General features: G+C 55.9%; 21 protein-coding genes. 9 read left to right on the top strand and 12 right to left on the bottom strand.

Translation table 11 applies throughout. From position 1 onward, the window contains the following. The first annotated feature begins 58 nt into the window (after positions 1-58). From AB1E37_RS01035 to ghrB, 5 genes are all read left to right on the top strand, one after another. Positions 59-1,075, top strand: a complete 1,017-nt coding sequence (locus tag AB1E37_RS01035; RefSeq protein WP_002921918.1) for a LacI family DNA-binding transcriptional regulator — start codon at positions 59-61, stop codon at positions 1,073-1,075. Positions 1,076-1,186: 111 nt separating this feature from the next. Next, positions 1,187-1,936 (top strand): sugar phosphate isomerase/epimerase, encoded by a 750-nt coding sequence (locus tag AB1E37_RS01030; RefSeq protein ID WP_002921919.1) that lies wholly within the window; start codon positions 1,187-1,189, stop codon positions 1,934-1,936. Positions 1,937-1,939: 3 nt separating this feature from the next. Continuing rightward, the gene (locus AB1E37_RS01025) at positions 1,940-2,875 is read left to right on the top strand and encodes a sugar kinase (protein WP_002921921.1); all 936 of its coding nucleotides are present in this window, start codon (positions 1,940-1,942) and stop codon (positions 2,873-2,875) included. A gap of 104 nt (positions 2,876-2,979) precedes the next feature. Next, positions 2,980-4,260 carry an MFS transporter gene (locus tag AB1E37_RS01020; protein WP_002921927.1) on the top strand — a complete coding sequence of 427 codons (1,281 nt, stop codon included), beginning with the start codon at positions 2,980-2,982 and terminating at the stop codon, positions 4,258-4,260. 24 nt (positions 4,261-4,284) lie between these two features. Next, positions 4,285-5,256 carry a glyoxylate/hydroxypyruvate reductase GhrB gene (ghrB, locus tag AB1E37_RS01015; protein WP_004145219.1) on the top strand — a complete coding sequence of 324 codons (972 nt, stop codon included), beginning with the start codon at positions 4,285-4,287 and terminating at the stop codon, positions 5,254-5,256. Positions 5,257-5,364: 108 nt separating this feature from the next. On the opposite strand, the gene AB1E37_RS01010 is transcribed toward ghrB, so the two are convergent. Next, positions 5,365-6,075, bottom strand: a complete 711-nt coding sequence (locus AB1E37_RS01010; RefSeq protein WP_002921929.1) for a DUF3053 domain-containing protein — start codon at positions 6,073-6,075, stop codon at positions 5,365-5,367. A gap of 440 nt (positions 6,076-6,515) precedes the next feature. Between AB1E37_RS01010 and AB1E37_RS01005 the strand changes: the two genes are divergently transcribed. From AB1E37_RS01005 to cspA, 3 genes are all read left to right on the top strand, one after another. Further along, positions 6,516-7,871 (top strand): aromatic acid/H+ symport family MFS transporter, encoded by a 1,356-nt coding sequence (locus AB1E37_RS01005; protein ID WP_004188196.1) that lies wholly within the window; start codon positions 6,516-6,518, stop codon positions 7,869-7,871. Positions 7,872-8,116: 245 nt separating this feature from the next. Then, on the top strand, positions 8,117-8,407 hold the full coding sequence (locus AB1E37_RS01000; protein ID WP_002921931.1) for an HTH-type transcriptional regulator: 291 nt from the start codon (positions 8,117-8,119) through the stop codon (positions 8,405-8,407). A gap of 251 nt (positions 8,408-8,658) precedes the next feature. Next, entirely contained in the window at positions 8,659-8,871 is a 213-nt protein-coding gene (cspA, locus tag AB1E37_RS00995; protein WP_000014594.1) for an RNA chaperone/antiterminator CspA, read from the top strand. Positions 8,872-8,969: 98 nt separating this feature from the next. Here cspA and AB1E37_RS00990 read toward each other — a convergent pair whose 3' ends face one another. From AB1E37_RS00990 to AB1E37_RS00950, 9 genes are all read right to left on the bottom strand, one after another. After that, the gene (locus AB1E37_RS00990; RefSeq protein WP_040237813.1) at positions 8,970-10,589 is read right to left on the bottom strand and encodes an ATP-binding cassette domain-containing protein; all 1,620 of its coding nucleotides are present in this window, start codon (positions 10,587-10,589) and stop codon (positions 8,970-8,972) included. A gap of 301 nt (positions 10,590-10,890) precedes the next feature. Continuing rightward, a complete protein-coding gene (gene hokA, locus AB1E37_RS00985; protein ID WP_012967075.1) occupies positions 10,891-11,043 on the bottom strand; it encodes a type I toxin-antitoxin system toxin HokA in 153 nt (50 codons plus the stop codon). A gap of 343 nt (positions 11,044-11,386) precedes the next feature. Then, positions 11,387-11,872, bottom strand: a complete 486-nt coding sequence (locus tag AB1E37_RS00980) for a GNAT family N-acetyltransferase (protein ID WP_004901283.1) — start codon at positions 11,870-11,872, stop codon at positions 11,387-11,389. Then, positions 11,860-12,126 (bottom strand): DUF1778 domain-containing protein, encoded by a 267-nt coding sequence (locus AB1E37_RS00975; protein ID WP_003026799.1) that lies wholly within the window; start codon positions 12,124-12,126, stop codon positions 11,860-11,862. Before AB1E37_RS00975 ends, AB1E37_RS00980 begins: the two co-directional genes overlap by 13 nt. A 132-nt stretch (positions 12,127-12,258) precedes the next feature. Beyond that, the gene (locus tag AB1E37_RS00970; protein ID WP_072001701.1) at positions 12,259-12,687 is read right to left on the bottom strand and encodes a GFA family protein; all 429 of its coding nucleotides are present in this window, start codon (positions 12,685-12,687) and stop codon (positions 12,259-12,261) included. A 200-nt stretch (positions 12,688-12,887) separates the two neighbouring features. Then, a protein-coding gene (locus tag AB1E37_RS00965) for an IS3 family transposase (protein ID WP_087661561.1) occupies positions 12,888-14,257 on the bottom strand; the annotation gives its coding sequence in 2 pieces (ribosomal slippage) (positions 12,888-13,768 and positions 13,768-14,257; 1,371 coding nt in all). Between the two features lie 297 nt (positions 14,258-14,554). After that, entirely contained in the window at positions 14,555-16,624 is a 2,070-nt protein-coding gene (gene glyS / locus AB1E37_RS00960; RefSeq protein ID WP_002922127.1) for a glycine--tRNA ligase subunit beta, read from the bottom strand. Between the two features lie 9 nt (positions 16,625-16,633). Further along, positions 16,634-17,545, bottom strand: a complete 912-nt coding sequence (gene glyQ, locus AB1E37_RS00955) for a glycine--tRNA ligase subunit alpha (RefSeq protein ID WP_002922128.1) — start codon at positions 17,543-17,545, stop codon at positions 16,634-16,636. A 127-nt stretch (positions 17,546-17,672) separates the two neighbouring features. After that, positions 17,673-17,972 carry a YsaB family lipoprotein gene (locus tag AB1E37_RS00950; RefSeq protein ID WP_002922129.1) on the bottom strand — a complete coding sequence of 100 codons (300 nt, stop codon included), beginning with the start codon at positions 17,970-17,972 and terminating at the stop codon, positions 17,673-17,675. Positions 17,973-18,151: 179 nt separating this feature from the next. Between AB1E37_RS00950 and AB1E37_RS00945 the strand changes: the two genes are divergently transcribed. After that, positions 18,152-19,147: an acyltransferase gene (locus AB1E37_RS00945; protein WP_016946692.1), complete on the top strand. Its 996-nt coding sequence runs from the start codon at positions 18,152-18,154 to the stop codon at positions 19,145-19,147. A gap of 26 nt (positions 19,148-19,173) precedes the next feature. Here the strand turns inward: AB1E37_RS00945 and yiaA are convergent, their stop codons facing one another. Beyond that, positions 19,174-19,620, bottom strand: a complete 447-nt coding sequence (gene yiaA, locus AB1E37_RS00940; RefSeq protein ID WP_162550534.1) for an inner membrane protein YiaA — start codon at positions 19,618-19,620, stop codon at positions 19,174-19,176. Positions 19,621-19,651: 31 nt separating this feature from the next. Continuing rightward, a complete protein-coding gene (yiaB, locus tag AB1E37_RS00935) occupies positions 19,652-20,023 on the bottom strand; it encodes an inner membrane protein YiaB (protein WP_004181516.1) in 372 nt (123 codons plus the stop codon). Positions 20,024-20,186: the final 163 nt, after the last annotated feature.

Here is a 20,186-nt window from a genome sequence, read left to right as displayed (position 1 = left end):
TTGATATCGCTATTTTTCGCGCTAAGGTGTTGGCAGATTTTCAGCAAAGGAAGCCACCATGGCGAAAGCGGCGCGTGCAACTATCAGCGATGTGGCGAAAGCCGCAAAGACCGGCAAAACCAGCATTTCACGTTATCTTAACGGCGAGAAGCATCTGCTTTCCGACGACCTGTTATCACGTATTGAAAAAGCCATTGCCGAACTCGACTACCGCCCCAGCCTGATGGCCCGCGGCCTCAAGCACGGCCGAACCCGCCTCATCGGCCTGATCATCGCCGATATCACCAATCCCTACTCGGTCAACGTCATGAGCGGCATTGAAGCAGCCTGCCGGGAAAAGGGCTTCACCCTGCTGGTGTGTAATACCAATAACGAGCTCGATCAGGAGCTGCACTACCTGGACCTGCTGCGCAGCTACCAGGTGGAAGGCATCGTGGTCAACGCAGTCGGTATGCGGGAGGATGGCCTGAACCGCCTGCAGCAGTCGGCCCTGCCGATGGTGCTGATTGACCGTAAAATCCCCGACTTCGCCTGCGATGTGGTCGGGCTTGATAACGCCCAGGCCGCCACCACCGCCACCGAACATCTGGTGGAAAAAGGATTCGAGGCCATCCTGTTTCTCAGCGAACCGCTGGGCTCGGTGAATACCCGTCGCGAGCGCCTGAGCGCCTTTCGCGCCACGCTTGCCCGCCACCACGGCGTGGTGGCCGAAAACGCCGAGGTGCAGCTTAACGACGGCGCGATGCTGGACAACGTCCTGCGTCAGTTCCATGCCCGCCACCGCGGGATGCGCAAAGCGGTCATCTCCGCCAACGGCGCGCTGACGCTGCAGGTAGCCCGCGCCCTGAAGCGCGTCGGCCTGATCTGGGGGAGCGATATCGGCCTGCTGGGCTTCGACGAACTGGAGTGGGCGGAGCTGGCCGGCGTCGGTATTACCACCCTCAAACAGCCGACGTGGCAGATCGGCTACGCGGCGGTCGAACAGGTTATTCGGCGCATTGCCGGCACTAACGACCCCATCCGCGAACGGGTATTTTCCGGCGAGCTTATCGTCCGCGGATCAACCTCCCGTTAACGATCCTTCGTGATGCCGATCATAAATTAAACATCTCGCCCTTTCTTATGGAACCGATACCATCTAGCGTATTAAGGAGATTAAGCAACAAACGCCGGGAGTAAGAGCGCGATGGCCAGAAAAATTATTGTCGTTACCGCTGCGTATGGTAATGACCATGTTAAATCCTTAGGCGGGCAGGCCGCCGTCCTGCCGTTTATCGCCAACGCCGGCGCGGACGGCGTCGAAATCCGCCGCGAGCTGTGCAGCGCGGAAGAGCTCAACGCTCTGCCCTCGCTGGCGGCCACCATTGAGCGCCACGGCCTGCTGGCCTGCTACTCCGCGCCGCAGGCGCTGTTCACCGACAACGGCGAGCTTAACCCGGATCTCCCGACGTTGCTCGCGGAAGCGCAAACTCTGAACGCTCTGTGGCTGAAGCTCTCCCTTGGCCATTTCCTCCACAATCAGCAGTTGGATGAGCTGCGCGATATCCTCAGCGACAGCGGCATGGCGTTGGTGGTAGAGAATGACCAGACCGACTGCGGCCAGCTGGCGCCGATGCAGCGCTTCAAAGCCGCCTGCCGGGTCCATCAGCTGCCGATCACCTTAACATTTGATATGGGCAACTGGCTGTGGGTTGGCGATTCGCCGGAAGAGGCGGCACGTCATCTTGCGCCGGCAGTCAGCTATATTCATGTTAAAGCGGCGGAGCCTCATCATGAGAAATTCCGCGCTGTACCGCCGGATCAGGCCGCCGAACGCTGGCTGGCCCTGCTCGATAATCTTCCCGCCGACGCGCCGCGTGGAATCGAGTTTCCGCTGACTGGCCATGACCTGACGGCCGTGACCCGCCGCTACGTCAACCTGTTACGCGAGGATTAAGTCGTGGAAAATTTAGATGTCATCACCATCGGCGAAGCTATGGCCATGTTTGTCGCCACCGAAACCGGGGATCTGGCCGAGGTGGAGCATTTCATGAAACGTGTCGCCGGCGCCGAGCTGAACGTCGCCACCGGCCTGGCGCGCCTGGGTCTGAAAGTCGGCTGGGTGAGCCGCGTCGGCAACGACAGCTTTGGCCGCTTCGTACTGCAATCGCTGGCGAAAGAGGGGATCGATAGCCACGCTGTGGCCATCGACAACCGCTTCGCTACCGGTTTCCAGATGAAATCGAAAGTCGAAAATGGAACCGATCCCATTGTGGAGTATTTCCGCAAAGGATCCGCAGCCAGCCATCTTTCGCCGGACGATTTTCGCGCCGACTACTTCACCAGCGCCCGCCATCTACACCTGAGCGGCGTCGCGGCGGCCCTTTCTGAGAGCTCTTACGCGTTGCTGGAGCATGCGGCGAAGGTAATGAAAGCCGAAGGAAAAACCCTCTCTTTCGACCCCAATCTGCGCCCGGTGCTGTGGAAAAGCGAAGCCGAGATGGTGGAGAAACTCAACCGTCTCGCCTTCCAGGCTGACTGGGTTTTGCCAGGCTTAAAAGAGGGCGTGATTCTTACCGGCCAGCAGACCCCGGAAGGGATTGCCGATTTCTATCTCTCCCGCGGCGTCAAGGCGGTAGTCATTAAAACCGGCTGCGACGGCGCCTGGTTCAAGAGCGCCAGCGGCGAACAGGGAACGGTCGATGCCATTAAAGTTGATAACGTCGTCGATACCGTCGGCGCCGGCGACGGCTTTGCCGTCGGGGTGATTAGCGCCCTGCTGGAAGGCAAAACCCTGCTTCAGGCGGTGAACCGCGGCAATAAAATCGGTTCGCTGGCGATTCAGGTCCAGGGCGACAGCGAGGGGCTGCCCACTCGCGACGCGCTGGGCGAGTAACTTTTCTACGCAACGATAACAGCCGTCCTGTACCCTACCTGCAGCGCGGCACAGCAGCGTCCGTTTCGACGGACGTATGTCTCCTCATTGACAGAGGCAAGCCTATGAATAGCTCAACAAATGCAACGAAACGCTGGTGGTACATCATGCCTATCGTGTTTATCACGTATAGCCTGGCGTACCTCGACCGCGCCAACTTCAGCTTCGCCTCCGCGGCAGGCATTACCGAAGACCTGGGCATCACCAAGGGGATCTCCTCCCTGCTGGGGGCGCTGTTCTTCCTCGGCTACTTCTTCTTCCAGATCCCCGGCGCTATCTATGCGGAGCGCCGCAGCGTTCGCAAACTGATCTTTATCTGCCTGATCCTGTGGGGCGGTTGCGCCTCCCTGACCGGTATTGTGCATAATATCCCGGCGCTGGCGGCGATCCGCTTTATCCTCGGCGTCGTCGAAGCCGCGGTGATGCCGGCGATGCTTATCTATATCAGCAACTGGTTCACCAAATCAGAGCGCTCTCGCGCCAACACCTTCCTGATCCTCGGTAACCCGGTGACGGTCCTGTGGATGTCGGTAGTCTCCGGCTACCTGATTCAGGCCTTCGGCTGGCGGGAAATGTTCATCATCGAAGGGGTGCCGGCGGTGATCTGGGCCTTCTGCTGGTGGGTGCTGGTGAAAGATAAGCCGTCGCAGGTGTCCTGGCTGGCGGAGAGTGAAAAAGCGGCGCTGCAGGAACAACTGGATCGTGAACAGCAAGGCATCAAAGCGGTGCGTAACTATGGCGAAGCCTTCCGCTCCCGCAACGTGATCCTGCTCTGCGCGCAGTATTTTGCCTGGAGTATCGGCGTATACGGCTTTGTACTGTGGCTGCCGTCGATTATCCGCAGCGGCGGTGAAAATATGGGGATGGTGGAAGTGGGCTGGCTCTCTTCTGTCCCGTACCTGGCGGCCACCATCGCCATGATCGTCGTCTCCTGGGCCTCGGATAAACTGCAAAACCGTAAGCTGTTCGTCTGGCCGCTGCTGCTGATTGGCGGACTGGCCTTCATCGGTTCCTGGGCGGTCGGCGCCAACCACTTCTGGGTCTCCTACACCCTGCTGGTGGTAGCCGGGGCGGCAATGTATGCGCCTTACGGCCCCTTCTTCGCCATTATTCCGGAAATGCTGCCGCGCAACGTCGCCGGGGGCGCCATGGCGCTGATCAACAGCATGGGCGCCCTGGGCTCCTTCTGCGGCTCGTGGTTTGTCGGCTACCTGAACGGCGCCACCGGCAGCCCCGCAGCGTCCTATATTTTTATGGGGGTAGCGCTTTTCGCCTCAGTATGGCTGACTTTGATTGTTAAGCCTGCTAATAATCAAAACCTTCCACTTGGCGCTCATCACGCCTGAACGACTCATACTACGGAGATTCGCATGAAGCCGTCTGTCATTCTCTATAAAACGCTTCCCGACGACCTGCTACAGCGTCTGGAGGAGCACTTTTCCGTCACTCAGGTGAAAAACCTGCGGCCGGAGACCGTTTCGCAGCACGCTGAGGCCTTCGCCCAGGCTGAAGGCCTGCTGGGCTCCAGCGAAAAGGTTGACGCCGCGCTGCTGGAGAAGATGCCGAAGCTGCGTGCGACCTCCACCGTTTCCGTTGGCTATGACAACTTCGACGTCGAGGCGCTGAACGCCCGCCGGGTGCTGCTGATGCATACCCCGACCGTGCTGACCGAGACAGTCGCCGATACGGTCATGGCGCTGGTGCTGAGTACCGCGCGTCGGGTAGTGGAAGTGGCGGAGCGCGTCAAAGCGGGTGAATGGACGAAGAGCATTGGTCCGGACTGGTTCGGCACGGATGTTCACCATAAAACCTTAGGCATCGTCGGCATGGGCCGCATCGGTATGGCGCTGGCGCAGCGCGCCCACTTCGGGTTCGGCATGCCGATCCTGTATAACGCGCGTCGCCAGCATCCGCAGGCGGAAGAACGCTTCAATGCCCGCTATTGCGATCTCGATACCCTGCTGCAGGAGGCTGACTTTGTCTGCCTGATCCTGCCCCTGAGCGAAGAGACTCACCATCTGTTCGGTCAGGCGCAGTTTGCCAAAATGAAATCTTCCGCCATCTTCATTAACGCCGGGCGTGGCCCGGTAGTGGACGAGCAGGCGCTGATCGCCGCCCTGCAGAACGGTGAGATCCACGCTGCCGGTCTCGATGTGTTCGAACACGAACCGCTGGCCAAGGACTCACCGCTGCTGAGCCTGCCGAACGTCGTCGCGCTGCCGCATATCGGCTCCGCCACCCATGAGACGCGCTACAATATGGCGGCCTGCGCGGTGGACAACCTGATCGACGCCCTGAACGGCAACGTAGAGAAAAACTGCGTCAATCCGCAGGTAAAATAAGCCATAAAAAAACCCGGGTAACGGCGGCAACCGCCCTCCCCGGGTTCTTTTTGCATCCTGTCCATCATCCTGCCCGTTCGCCGCAGCCAACGTCAGCCAGATGAAGCATTAACGGGTGGCGTTCACCGCCGCCGTCCATGCCTGATTAAACGCCTGATGCTGCGCCGCCAGCGGCCCAATCAGCGCATTGTACTGGCTGGCCTGCTGGGAGGTCGGGAACTGAATGCCGTTGGCCACAAAGCTCACCTGCGTCCCCTGCTGAGCGACAAAATCCCCAACCTGAACCAGCTGCTGGGTAAAGATCTGCGCGGCCGGGATCAGCGGCTGCAGCGCGTCGGCTGGCGCCGTCACCACCTTGGCGTAAACCTGATCGAAGACCGGCTTGAGATCGTCAGCCTGCTTCAGCGCGCCATGCGCGGCATCGGCCTGCATTTTCGCATTCTGCAGCTGCTGGCTGAGCACGCCCAGCGCGCCGTTCGCCTGACGCAGCGGCTCACGCTGGGTCATATAATCCTGCGGGACGCGGATCGCATTGACGCTGTCCACCACCGGGCGCAGACCAGCGTCCATCGCCTGGCTCACCTGCTGCGAGTAACCGTAGATCACCGCGTAGTCAGAGACAAAAGGCCCAAACTGTTTTTTCTGATCGGCGGTCAGCGTCGGCAGACGTTCACCGCTACGCATCGCCGTATTCTGCAGGAAGTCGATAAACGCTTTGCGCTGATCGCCCTCTTTATCAAAACACCCACTCAGGCTAACCACCATCAATAAGGCCGCCATAGCCGCAAACCAGCGAGAGCAGGACTTTCCTGTCGCCATTTTTTTACTCCTTTCAGCCAAAAAAAGCGCACAACGGCACACACGTGCCAGACGCTGACAAGGATAGTCCAGCTCGGCCTCGCAGGATACCCTTTCCTGCTAATCTTACGCGGGAAAAACACCATTTTGCACGCCATCGTCGCGCTGTAGAACGTCTGTTATGCGCATCACAAATATGGTCTTAAGATCAGGTGGGTCAGAACTTCATAAGTCATTGATATTAATATAAATGAAAAGCCACAACCCGGCACTGCGCCTTAAAGCGGACGATAATCGCACGCTTTGGCACGCGTCTGGATTGCCTGCCTCGCACTTCAATGATTTGATGAATGAGCGATTAACGGCGACATGTTCGATTATCGCACAAATCAAACTCAACGACGCGAAGGCGACGATAATAATAAACCTCTGTCCCTCGCTCAGTCTGCCAGGAAAGCCGTATGACTAAGACAACCATCGACATTCAGGCCTTTATCAACGAGCACCCCTTCACCCGCTACCAGTGGATGATCCTTGCGCTCTGCTTTATCACCGTCGCGATGGACGGGTTCGATACCGCAATTATCGGGTTCATCGCCTCCGACCTGGTGCAAGAGTGGGGCGTGGAAAAATCGGCCCTCGGCCCGGTGATGAGCGCCGCGCTGGTGGGCCTGGCGGTCGGCGCCTTAACCGCAGGGCCGCTGGCTGACCGCATCGGCCGCAAAAAAGTGCTGATCATGTCGATCGTGGTGTTCGGCGGATTCAGCCTGCTCACCGCCTTCGCCACCAGCCTTAATCAGCTGACGCTGCTGCGCTTCCTGACCGGTCTGGGCCTTGGCGCGGCGATGCCGAATGCCGCGACGCTAATGAGTGAATATGCGCCGGAGCGCCGTCGGGCGCTGCTGGTGAACCTGATGTTTGTCGGCTTTCCGATGGGATCTTCGCTGGGCGGCTTTTTATCCGCCTGGATGATCCCGCACTATGGCTGGCAGAGCGTGCTGGTGCTGGGCGGCGTGATGCCCCTCCTGCTGGCGGTGGCATTAATATTCCTGCTGCCAGAGTCCGTCCGCTATCTGGTGGTGAAGCAGCACCCGGCGCAGCGCATTGCTGCTATCCTGCGCCGTATCGCGCCGCTGCCGAAGGCGGTGGAATTTGTACTACGCGAAGCAGGCCAGGTGAAAGAGAAATCCGCGATCGGCGTCATTTTCTCCCCTCGCTACGCGGTGGGTACCGTGATGCTGTGCCTGACCTACTTTATGGGCCTGCTGATTTTCTATCTGCTGACCAGCTGGCTGCCGCTGCTCATCCGTGAAACCGGCGCCTCGATGAGTCAGGCCTCAATTATCACCGCCCTGTTCCCGCTCGGCGGCGGGATTGGCGTGCTGATCCTCGGAGCCCTGATGGACAAGATCAACCCCAATAAAGTGGTGGCCGTCGGCTGGCTGCTGACCGGCGTTTTTGTCTGCCTGGTGGGTTTCTCCACCAGCAGCCTGGCGCTAATGGGAGTGATGGTCTTTATCGCCGGTAGCATTATGAACGGCGCGCAGTCGTCGATGCCGGCGCTGGCGGCTGGCTTCTATCCGACGCAGGGGCGCGCCACCGGCGTCGCCTGGATGCTGGGTATCGGCCGCTTCGGCGGCATCCTCGGCGCGTTCAGCGGCGCCTTCCTGATGCAGGCTCAGCTCTCCTTTGAGACCATTTTCACCCTGCTGGCCATCCCGGCGTTCCTGTCAGCCATTGCGCTGCTGATCAAGTACCGGGTCAGTAAATCCGTGCCGGCGACGACAGATGAGGCGAGAAGCCTGCAGAAAGCCTAACCCTATAAGCCGGCGCCCCGCGCCGGCTTTGCCACTTTTTTCTTATCCGTTTACAAAAATTTTCGAAGCCACCTCATCGCGTTAATAATCATTCTTTTAGGCTACGCTGCCGTTTGGTTGTCGGGGCAGATTCGATAGCCTGTTGGCAAATAATCACCGACGTTACCATCCCTTGCGCCATTTTCTGACTATTCTTAATGAGCTATAGAAAAATCTTTTCCGCTGTGTGATAAAAGGAGTTCTCAATGGAATATAAAGATCCCGTGTTTGAACTGCTGAGCAGCCTGGAACACATCGTTTTTAAGGATGATAATCAGAAACTTACCTCAAACCGTAAGTCCACTGTATTTAGTGAATTTGAACAGCTGCGTAAAGGCACTGGACTTAAGATTGACGACTTTGCCAACGTCATGGGCGTGAGCGTCGCCATGGTAAGAGAGTGGGAGTCGAGACGGGTCAGACCGTCTCCCACCGAGCTGAAATTGATGCGCCTGATTCAGGCCAATCCACAGCTTTCACGACAATTACTCGATTAATCTCGCGCGCAGCGGCAAAGGCCAGTAAGGGAGCTTTTGCCGCTGCACCGTAAAAAAAGTTTGCTATCAGGTGCTGAACGTGCGTTAATGCTCGCAGGTTTGATGTACAGACCACAGAGCAGTCGAATAGAGCAGTCCTTCTAAGGTTATCCAAAGATACCCCCGTAGTGAACTTTCCCTTTATCGCTTTAAATCTGTAGTCCAGACCCCTACGCCGCAAGGCTCACTTATTTTTTTAAAGGTAATTCACTATGTCCGGTAAAATGACTGGTATCGTAAAATGGTTCAACGCTGACAAAGGCTTCGGCTTCATCACTCCTGACGATGGCTCTAAAGACGTGTTCGTACACTTCTCTGCTATCCAGAACGATGGCTACAAATCCCTGGACGAAGGTCAGAAAGTATCCTTCACCATCGAAAGCGGCGCTAAAGGCCCGGCAGCTGGCAACGTAACTTCTCTGTAAGTTCAAGCCGCTAAGAATCGAGAATCCCTGCCTGATGGCGGGGATTTTTTTTATCTGTCGCCAGTAGCCGCCAGCATAAGATGGCGGCTACCGGGCATTCAGAGCAGGGAAAAGTGCCAGCCCGTCTCCCGCCACGCCAGACTATGGGTCAGCTTCAGACCTTGTAAAAACGCCTCATCATGCGACACCACCAGCATCGCGCCGGGAAACGCCGCCAGCGCGCTTTCAATAGCCTGCGTCGACGCTAAATCGAGATGGTTGGTTGGCTCATCCAACAAAAGCAGCTGGGCAGGCTCGCATCGCCAGAGCACGCACGCCAGCGCCGCTTTCAGGCGCTCGCCGCCGCTGAGCGCCGACAGCGGCAGAGTGACCTTATCCGCGCCCAGCTGGAGCTGCGCCAGGCGGGTGCGCAGGAGGCCCTCATCCAGTGGGGTATCTTCCAGGCTCAGGTGCGCCATTACCGACAGGGATAAATCCAGCTGCGTCAGATGTTGATCGAGGTAAGCGGCGCTCACCGAAAGCCGGACATCGCCTGACGCGGCCTGCTCCAGCCCCAACAGCGTTTTCAGCAAAGTGGTTTTGCCACAGCCGTTTGGCCCCTTTAGCGCGATGCGCATCGGGCCATCGATACGCCAGTTCAGCGGCGCAGCCGGCGCATGGTCGAGCTGTAATGACTCCACCACCAGCACCTGCTTGCCGGCGGCCACTTCGCTACCCGGCAGGGTGAACATCACCGGATTGTCGTCTTCTATCCGCTCCCGCGCCTGCTGCACGGCGGCATTCAGACTGCTGTTCTGTTCACGATGTTGACGGCGCAGCGCTCCCGGGCGCTCTTTTGCCGCGCCTTTGTACTTCACGCGTTCGAAGGAGGCGATATTTAGCGTATCAACGGTACGCAGCGTCTGAGCCGAGCGCCGCTGGGCGGCGTCATGCTCCTTTTGCATTCGCGCGCGGGTGCGCCGTCGGTCGGTCACGGCATGCTCCAGCGCCGCGCGCGCGGCCTGCTGCTCCGCCATACGCTGGCGCTGATATTCATCATAGTTGCCGCCGTAGCTGCGCAGCGCCATCGGCGTCAGCTCAATAATCCTCGGCATCCGCGTCAGCAGCTCGCGGTCGTGGCTGGCGATCAGAGCCCCGCCCTGCCAGCTTTCCAGTTGGTGATAGAGCCACTCCCGCCCCTGGCGGTCCAGATGGTTGGTAGGCTCATCCAGCAGCAGATAATCGGCGCCCGAGACGAAGGCGCCGCACAGCAGAGCCTTCATCCGCTCGCCGCCGCTGAGTGAAAACGCGGGGCGATCGGCAGAGAACGGCGGGAGATCGGCTTCACGGAACGCTAAACTCAGGCGATCGGTGAGATCCCAGTGACCATCTAACAGATCGAAATCGTCGGCCAGCCCTTGGCCCTGTTCAAGGCGAGACAAGGCGGCAAAAACCGACGCATAGCCCAGCAGCGTAGCGAGGGTGGTCTCCGGCGTGAGCGTCGGCTGCTGCGCTACCCAGGCAACGGCGGCGGCGCGCTCAATATGGCCGCCGGCAGGAGAATCAAGGCCCGCCAGCAGACGCAGCAGACGCGTCTTGCCGACGCCGTTCCGGCCGACCAGGCCGCAAAGGGACGGTTCCAGCGAGACGCTGAGCGGACCAAACAGGGTCTGTCCCGTCGCAAACTGACAGGTGACCTGATGTAAAACAAAAGCGGGGATGTGGGCGCAATGAGCCATAAGCACTCCTGAATGAAATCAATACTCCCCTACCCGCAAGGTCTGCGAGGTAAGGCGTGAAATTCATCAGTCGTGTTTGTTCATTTGTGGGGCGCGCTCCGGTGAGACGAGGGATTCGTCGGGACATAGGATAGCCACACTCCGGTATGCGTTGCAAGCCTGTTTTATTCAACGATCTTGTAAAAATAAAAAGGCCTCCTGATATCAGGAGGCAAAGGATTTATTTGGTGAACAATGAAAGGGTGCATTGAGAATGCCTGACACCGCAAGCATGGTGGGGATAGATCCCCACCAGATGCTCTTACTGTTTAATATCACAGGCTAAGAATGCCACCAGCTCAATATTTCCCTGCCTGAGCTGTAATTCACATAGCGAATCACGAACCATCCAGGTCAATAATAAAATAGTGAAGCAAATCACTACTAAGCCAAACAACAGATACTTTTGCGGCATTCCTCGCCTCCAGTGTTGATTTTCAACAAGTAAGAGGCTACTCTTATGGTGTTCATGCATAGGGGAGCCTCACTTTGTACTGACCCCAAAAAGTTGGACAGATTAACCGAGGCATCAGAGAAAGAGTCCATTTAATACATGGGCTCTTTTTTGTTCCCTATAATGCTAAATAATCAATTTCGCAGCTGTATTATCCATTCCACAGCATTCCTACTGCACGTGCATTCTTGTCTAGCCAATAACTCGTTCACCATCTTCTCACATGAAGTATGTCTATTGAACTAACCGCATGCGCACTATTTAATTATTGCTCATAAAGTTCCGAACAAAAGGTCCTTTCGCATTACTGAGGGAGTCTGAGGAACAGTGTCCGCGGCTGAGTTTGTGATGGTTTGAAACCATGGTGAATGTAGAAATTTTTGGCTTCTTCTGTGAGCGCATGAACCATGATTGCACGTACACCTATATTCTCGGCAACCCGATAGCAACGAAGTACTGCATCATGAAGTAAATCAGCGCCAAGCCCTTTTCCGCGCAATGAGACATCTACCGCCAGGCGAGCGAGTATAATCACCGGTATAGGATCTGGCATGTTACGCCGAAGACTGCCTGTCGCTTCCGTATGGTTAACGCTACCGGTGGCCAAAGAGTAAAAACCAGCTACTTGCTTCGTACCCTTCTTGCAAACAACGAACGTTCGGGCAGCGCCAAGAGCTTGATTTTTTAAACCTCTCTGGTTTAGCCATTCATCGAGGACTGTCTCTCCACTGACGAACTCAGCCAGCTGATGAGCGCTGGATAACGGCTCGGGCGCGGTTATACGTCCCACTGAGGTTTCCTTGCCAGTAGTTTATTAATGGCGGGCTCATCCTCGACTGGTGCATCGAGCATATCGATGAACTCTGCATACTGTTCGTCGTTAAAATTGAAAACACGGCGATCAAGGATCACATTCTCCGCAGCCTTGCAGGCCATCTCCAGGATAAAGTCGGTTCGCGATTTATGAAGGATCTCTGCAGCGGCATCGATGAGTGCTCTCTGAGACTCTTTAGCTCTTAGGTTGAGCTGAACATCTGATTTCATACACACCTCTCTTGTATAGCATTTGCTTTACAAGAATAGCACAACCACCACGTATAGCATATGCTATACATAAAATCATCGTTTTTTTATTTTTTTGAATACTGATGTCCGCTTTGTGCTGGGTGCGGACGCTCAGAAATTGAGTTTCAGGCACTTTAAAAGCGAGGCAAGCGACTCGACAGGTCCAGCGTGGCCACTAGGTGAGCGGGTTTCATCCCAGGGCATTGCATCATCAGTGCAGAAGTCTCCTGCACATTCCATGTCAAGACGTTCGTCAATTAAACCAACAGGAACCCAGACATAAGGTACGTCTCGCAGACTGTTAGGCACAGTTGAGCCACATACATTGCAAAAATCTGTACGGTACCCCGTTGGCTTAGACCATGAAGCAACGCAGTTTTTCCCCTTTATCCAGCGAAACTCACTGTCTTTCACTAGTGTGGCGAGATTGTAACCCACGCCGCTCTGCTTTCTGCAAAGCGAGCAATGACAACGATAAAACACTGCTGGTTTATGAGTAAGTTCAAATTCAATTGTTCCACACAAACAAGATCCATTCATTTCAAAACCATTCCTGCAAGGCCTAAGAGATTTTATGAAACATTACCATCTTTTTAGTACTGAATAGGAGTGCTTTTTTTGGTAACTCAAAATCAGCTATCAGTCGGTGTGAATATCCGCTCATCGCTCATAGCAGACATTTGCGTGAGCGTGTCCAACGACGTTCAGGTTTCCTGATAGAATCCCTGTACAGAGCCTTGTTAATTTCTGCCTGGATAGCTCTTTAGGCGGTATTCAACCGGGCTGAGTCCCTTGAATTTAAGGCTAATTCGTCGGGTATTGTAGTATCGTATGTAATCCTCAATAACTATCTTAAGTTCATCAATATCCTTAAATTTACTGGTGTAAAAACATTCTGATTTTAAAGTCCCGAAAAAACATTCTGCACAGGCATTATCGAGGCAGTTGCCTTTGCGGGACATACTTTGGATGATGCCAAACTCCCGTAACTGATACTGGTACCATCGATGACGGTATTGCCAGCCCTGATCTGAATGAAGAACCGGATTGGTACCCGCATCAAGCCTGGCAAATGCCTTAATGAGCATGTCATCGATCATCGGCATGGTTGGATGTTCTGAAATACTGTAGGAGATCACTTCGTTATTGAAGAGATCAATAATGGGTGAAAGGTAGAGTTTGCGGCCACTGACGGCGAATTCAGTGACATCGGTGACCCATTTTTCGTTGGGCCGGCTGGCTTTGAAGTTTCGTTGCAGGATATTGTCAGCAGCGCGCCCATGTTCACCCCGCCATGAACTGTAGCGCTTCACTCTTATCGCAGCTTTGAGACGAAGCACATTCATCAGACGTTGAACCACTTTGTGGTTCAACGCTCCTCCCTCTCTTCTGAGCGCCAGTGCTATCCGCCGATAACCATAGCGGCCCAGGTTCTCATCATAGATCTCTTTGATTCTGCATTTCACTTCATCGTATTTTCCCGGAGAGCGGAGTGCTTTCAGATGATAGTAAAACGTACTCCTGGGTATCTGAGCTATCTGCAAAAGCTGGTCGAACGAATAGTGCTGCCTCAGTTCGTCGATAATTCTGACCTTATCCCTTACCGAACTAAGGCTTTCAACTTTTTTAAATAAAGTATCCGCAATTCCAGACGGCGGACTTTTTGTTCAAGCTCCTGAATACGTTTATCTTTCGAACGCTCCAGTTCTACCTCAAGCGCAACAGGATCATCAATCATATGAAGTGCCCTTTTCTTGCCCACACGGAGAGAACGAAGCCCTTCCTCTCCATGTTCGCTGAACACCTTCATCCACTTCCCAACCGAGGCCGAACCCGCGACGTTAAATTTCGCAGCAGCCTGCGTCTGGGAAATCTGTCCCGTCAGTACAGCCTTCACGGCTTCGACTCTGATATCGGGATCGATTGATACGCCCTTATCCCTGGGCTTCAGACCTTCTTCTCCATAAGCATCATAGGCTGCAACCCAAATTCTTACCTGGGTTCTGGGAACGTTAAAGCGAGCTGAAGTTAAGCGATAGCCTTCATCGGTAGCGAAATAGTGCATAACCACTTCGAGGCGCTGTTGAAAGGTGTACTTACGTCTGGACATGGAACTCTCCAATTTGAGAGTCCAACTAAATGGGCGCAGTGCACTTTGATTACTATCAGGTGGGGCTTTTCTCTGTCTGTCTCCCGCTGAATACCTGAGAAACATAGTCTCAAGCACCCGCCGCCATTCTAGCGTAAATACCTCTCGGAATTATGTTTATATATTCCTAAAACGTTTCTTCTCGATGAATGAAAATAATGAAGATATCAATGACAGAATTATTAACGGTTCACCTATTCATATTTCACGTATAAAAAAACCTGCCCTGAGGCAGGTCTTTTATTATTTCCGATACGCTTACTGCAGCAGAGAAATATCCGCGACCTGCAGGAACAGTTCACGCAGTTTGGACAGCAGCGTCAGACGGTTGATGCGAACATCTTTGTCTTCAGCGTTAACCATCACGTTCTCGAAGAACTCATCCACCGGCTCGCGCAGCGCGGCCAGCTCAATCAGCGCATCCTGATAACGGCCTGCGGCGAAATACGGCTGCAGCTTGTCGCGCAGCACCACCAGATTACCCGCCAGCTTAATTTCCGCCGCTTCTTTCAGCACCGAAGCGTGAACGATGTCGTTCAGCGTCTCATCGGATTTCGCGAGGATGTTGGAGACACGTTTGTTTGCCGCCGCCAACGCGGAGGACTCTTCCAGAGTACGGAAGTGCGATACCGCCTTCATACGCGCATCGAAATCCGCCGGGCGGGTTGGACGACGCGCCAGTACCGCCTGGATCGTGTCGACGCCGTAGCCTTCGTCCTGATACCAGGCACGGAAGCGGCCCAGCATAAAGTCGATCACATCATCAACCACGTTGGCGTTGGTCAGCTTCTCACCGTACAGACGAACCGCTTCTTCGGTCAGCGTCTGCAGATCGAGATCCAGGTTCTTCTCAACGATGATACGCAGCACGCCCAGCGCGGCGCGACGCAGCGCAAACGGGTCTTTATCGCCTTTCGGATGCTGACCGATACCAAAGATACCCGCCAGGGTGTCCATCTTATCGGCAATCGCTACCGCGCAGGCCACCGGATTAGATGGCAGCGCGTCGCCAGCAAATCGCGGCTGATACTGCTCGTTCAGCGCCACGGCCACGTCTTCCGCTTCGCCGTCATGGCGCGCGTAGTGCATCCCCATCACGCCCTGGGTGTCGGTGAACTCGAAGACCATGTTGGTCATCAGGTCGCACTTGGACAGCAGGCCCGCGCGGGTTGCGTGGTTCACGTCAGCGCCAATCTGTTCGGCAATCCAGCCCGCCAGCGCCTGGATGCGATCGGTCTTGTCGCGCAGGGTGCCCAGCTGCTGCTGGAACAGCACGGTTTCCAGACGCGGCAGGTTATCTTCCAGACGTTTTTTACGGTCGGTATTGAAGAAGAACTCGGCATCGGCCAGACGCGGACGGACCACCTTCTCGTTACCGGAGATGATCTGCTGCGGATCTTTGGACTCGATGTTGGCCACGAAGATAAAGTTCGGCAGCAGTTTGCCGGCGTTGTCGTAGACCGGGAAGTACTTCTGGTCGCCCTTCATGGTGTAAACCAGCGCTTCAGACGGCACCGCGAGGAATTTTTCTTCGAACTTCGCCGTCAGCACCACCGGCCATTCCACCAGCGAGGTGACCTCTTCCAGCAGGCTTTCGCTCAGATCGGCTTGACCGCCGATCTTACGCGCCGCCTCTTGCGCATCAGCTTTGATTTTGGCTTTACGCTGTTCGTAATCGGCGATGACTTTACCGCGCTCCAGCAGGATCTGCGGGTACTGGTCGGCATGGTCGATGGTGAACTCCGGCTCGCCCATAAAGCGATGCCCGCGAATCACGCGATCGGACGGAATACCAAGGATAGTGGCCGGGATCACTTTGTCACCCAGCAGCAAAGTCACCGTGTGTACCGGACGCACGAAGTGGACGTCAGACGCGCCCCAGCGCATCAGTTTCGGGATCGGTAGCTTCGCCAGCGAGCTGGCAATCATGTTCGGCAGCAGCGCTTCGGTGCTTTCACCCTTCACATGGGCGCGATACAGCAACCACTCGCCTTTGTCCGTGGTCAGACGTTCGGCCTGATCGACGGTGATACCGCAGCCGCGCGCCCAGCCTTCGGCCGCTTTGCTTGGCTTGCCTTCGGCATCGAACGCCTGGGCAATAGCCGGGCCGCGTTTTTCCACTTCGCGATCGGCTTGCGCCGCCGCCAGGTTGGCCACCTTCAGCGCCAGACGACGCGGGGCGGCAAACCATTCCACTTTACCGTGCGCGAGGCCAGCGTTATCCAGCTCCGCGGTCACATTCGCAGCAAAAGATTCCGCCAGGCTGCGCAGCGCTTTTGGTGGCAGCTCTTCAGTGCCGATTTCCACCAGAAAAGTATTCTCAGACATGGCCGCCTCTTATTTATTCTTGTTGCACATCGGGAAGCCGAGCGCTTCACGGGAAGCGTAGTACGCTTCCGCCACTGCTTTAGTCAGGGTGCGAATGCGCAGGATATAGCGCTGACGCTCGGTGACGGAGATGGCTTTACGCGCATCCAGCAGGTTGAAGCTGTGAGCCGCTTTCAGAATACGCTCGTAGGCCGGCAGCGGCAGCGGGGTCTCCAGCGCCAGCAGCTGCTGGGCCTCTTTCTCATACTGTTCGAAGCAGGTGAACAGGAAGTCAACGTCGGCATATTCGAAGTTATAGGTGGACTGCTCCACTTCGTTCTGGTGGAACACGTCGCCGTAGGTGGTTTTCCCCAGCGGGCCATCGCTCCAGACCAGGTCATAGACGCTGTCCACGCCCTGGATGTACATCGCCAGACGCTCCAGACCGTAGGTGATCTCGCCGGTCACCGGCTTACACTCGAGGCCGCCGACCTGCTGGAAGTAGGTGAACTGCGTCACTTCCATGCCGTTGAGCCACACTTCCCAGCCCAGACCCCAGGCGCCCAGCGTCGGGTTTTCCCAGTTGTCTTCGACAAAGCGAATGTCGTGGATAGTCGGGTCCATACCCAGCTCTTTCAGCGACCCGAGGTACAGCTCCTGGATGTTGTCCGGAGAGGGTTTAATCACCACCTGGAACTGATAGTAGTGCTGTAAACGGTTCGGGTTTTCGCCATAGCGGCCATCGGTTGGACGACGGGAAGGCTGTACGTAGGCGGTCGCCATCGGCTCCGGTCCTAACGCGCGCAGGCAGGTCATCGGGTGAGAGGTGCCGGCGCCGACTTCCATGTCCAGTGGTTGAACAATGGTGCAGCCCTGACGAGCCCAGTAATCCTGTAAGGTCAGGATCAGGCCCTGGAAGGTCCTGGTATCAAACTTTTGCATATGATTTCGTGCTGGATACGTGTGGATTTAAAGGAAGGAGTCAGTATACCCGCTGGCTGCGAGATATACAGTACGAAACGGCGTTGTTTCAGGAAAACGGACGAAATTTACGCCAGGCGGGGTCGATTCAGCGCATCGAAAGATGCATAAACTGGCCGTCCGGGTCAAAGGAACAGATGAAACGCTCATTCTTGCCGGTACGGCCAGAAAGCTCATAGCTCGCCTGGAATTGTTCAAAGTGGTTCACGTCAACGAGCTGCGTTTGCGTGTTATAGCGGATAGCCGCCTGATCCTTGCAAAGCTGCGCCATATTGAGCGTGGTTTGCGGCGTAATACGAGCGCGCTGCGCTTTTTGCGTCGGCGGGGAGACGGTCTCGCTGCAGCCCGCGAGGAGCAGCACCAGCATGACGGAAACAACACCTTTCACCACGTTCTCCTCCACCGCCTTGTTAGCAAGTTGTTATCTTAAAGATTCAGTATTACAGGTATTTTGCGAATATCATGAAACTGCGACAAGTCTGTGACCGAAAACTCAGACTAATCTATTGCGACACCGGGAAACCGGGCAGGTCATATCTTATTTCTCCAGCAGACATTGAGGGACTGATGCAAGAAAAGATACACTGGATCACCAACCTGCGCGGCATCGCCTGCATGATGGTGGTGATGATCCACAGCACCAGCTGGTATATCACTCACCCCCATGCGATTACCCTGCTGCAATGGGATATCGCCAATCTGCTCAATTCCGCCTCCCGCGTCAGCGTGCCGCTGTTTTTTATGATCTCGGGCTACCTCTTTTTTGGGGAACGCAGCGCCCAGCCGCGCCATTTCTGGCGGATTGGCCTGTGCATTGCGTTCTATAGCGCGCTATCTCTGCTGTATATCACGCTGTTTACCCATATCAACGTCGAGCTGTCGTTAAAGAATTTGCTGCAGAAGCCCGTCTTCTACCACCTGTGGTTTTTCTTTGCTATCGCCGTCATCTACCTGCTCTCGCCGCTGCTTCAGGTTAAGTCCACCAGTAGCACAATGCTGCTGGCGCTGATGGCGATCCTCGGCATTCTGGCCAACCCCAATATGGTCAGCGTTAAAGCCGCCGGGATTGAGTGGCTGCCAGTCAACCTTTATATCAACGGCGACACCTTCTACTACGTGCTCTACGGCGTGCTGGGCAGAGCCATTGGCACCCTGGACACCGATAAAAAATGGCTAACACCGCTCTGCGCCGCGCTGTTCATCGCCGCCGTGTGGGTCATTTCCCGCGGCACGCTGCATGAGCTGCGCTGGCGCGGAGACTTCGGCGACACCTGGTATCTCTACTGCGGACCGGCGGTGTTTGTTTGCGCGGTCACCCTGCTGACGCTGGCCAAAAACTGGCTTAACGCGCGTCCCCTGCCCGGTATCGCCTGCATTGCGCGACATTCGCTGGGGATCTACGGCTTTCATGCCCTGATAGTGCATGCGCTGCGCGCCAGCCATCTGGAGCTATCCCGCTGGCCGCTGCTGGATATTGTGTGGATATTTAGCGCCGCCCTGCTCGGCAGCCTGCTGCTGTCAGGCCTGGTGCAGCGGATTGATAGCCGCCGGCTGGTCAGCTAACGGTCCGCCGCCCGGAGGGGCCCGACTTACGTCTCAGGCCCCTCTTCCGTCACGCTGAGAGGTTCCCGTAAGCGCGTCGGGTCCCAGACATCACGCACGTTTTTCTGTACCGCAACAGCGCCAAACAGGCTCAAAAAATACGCCAGCCCATAGAACCCTTTCTCGCTGAGCAGCAGAGTGGCATTCCACAGTCCGATAACCAGCAGACCTACAGCGATAACGAAGACCACCAGACAGGTGGTGTAGTACAGCGCGGTGGTCGGAATGGCTTCATACTTATCGCGCACCGTCTTTTGATAAGATGCCGCGGCAAACAGCCCCAGTACCAGGACGGCAAAATAATAGCCTTTCTCATTCAACTGTATATCGGCATTCCACAGCCCCACCAGATAGGTGACGATGCCGCCGATCAGGGCAATCCAGGAGATCAAATGAAACGCAGGAGAATACGTCGCGTGCTTGTTTTCCATCACTTTTTACCTTTTACGCGCCTCGGGGCGGCGCTTATTCCGTTTTTTGCATCGCGCGGGCGATGCGGGTCCGTTCGGGGGTTGCCGATGCGCCATATAAGCAGACAAACCATGCCGCGATATAGACGGCTTTTTCATGCCAGTCTGCCGGTACATACCAGGCGCCGACCAGCAGCAGGCCGACCGATAGCAGCAGCACCAGCCGGCATAAGGCAATAAAACCGTCGTCCTGTTCCTGCCACTGACTGGCGCGCTGATGGGCGAGAACAGCAAACATCCCCATCACCAGCACGCCGAGAAAATACCCTTTGCCGCTGAACAGCGGGCAGGTCCGCCAGATACCGAGCAGATAAACCAGCGATCCTGCCGCCATCATCCCCCTGGCAATATTGCGTTTTGTGATCATCTCACCTCCCTGGTCGACAGGGGCTGATTATGACCGACTCCCTCGTCGATGCCTCAGATTACGTACGACAAAGCGGAGATTTCGGAATAAATAAATACGCATTTATGGATGGATGTAGCCGGGACATTCAGGAAGGGAATCCGCCCGGCGCTGCCGGACGGAC

It is taken from the genome of Klebsiella sp. Shm-1 (assembly GCF_040804525.1).
GTDB classification, from domain to species: domain Bacteria; phylum Pseudomonadota; class Gammaproteobacteria; order Enterobacterales; family Enterobacteriaceae; genus Klebsiella; species Klebsiella pneumoniae.
Note: the sequence above shows the minus strand (reverse complement) of the source record. Positions and strands in the feature narration are given on the sequence as shown.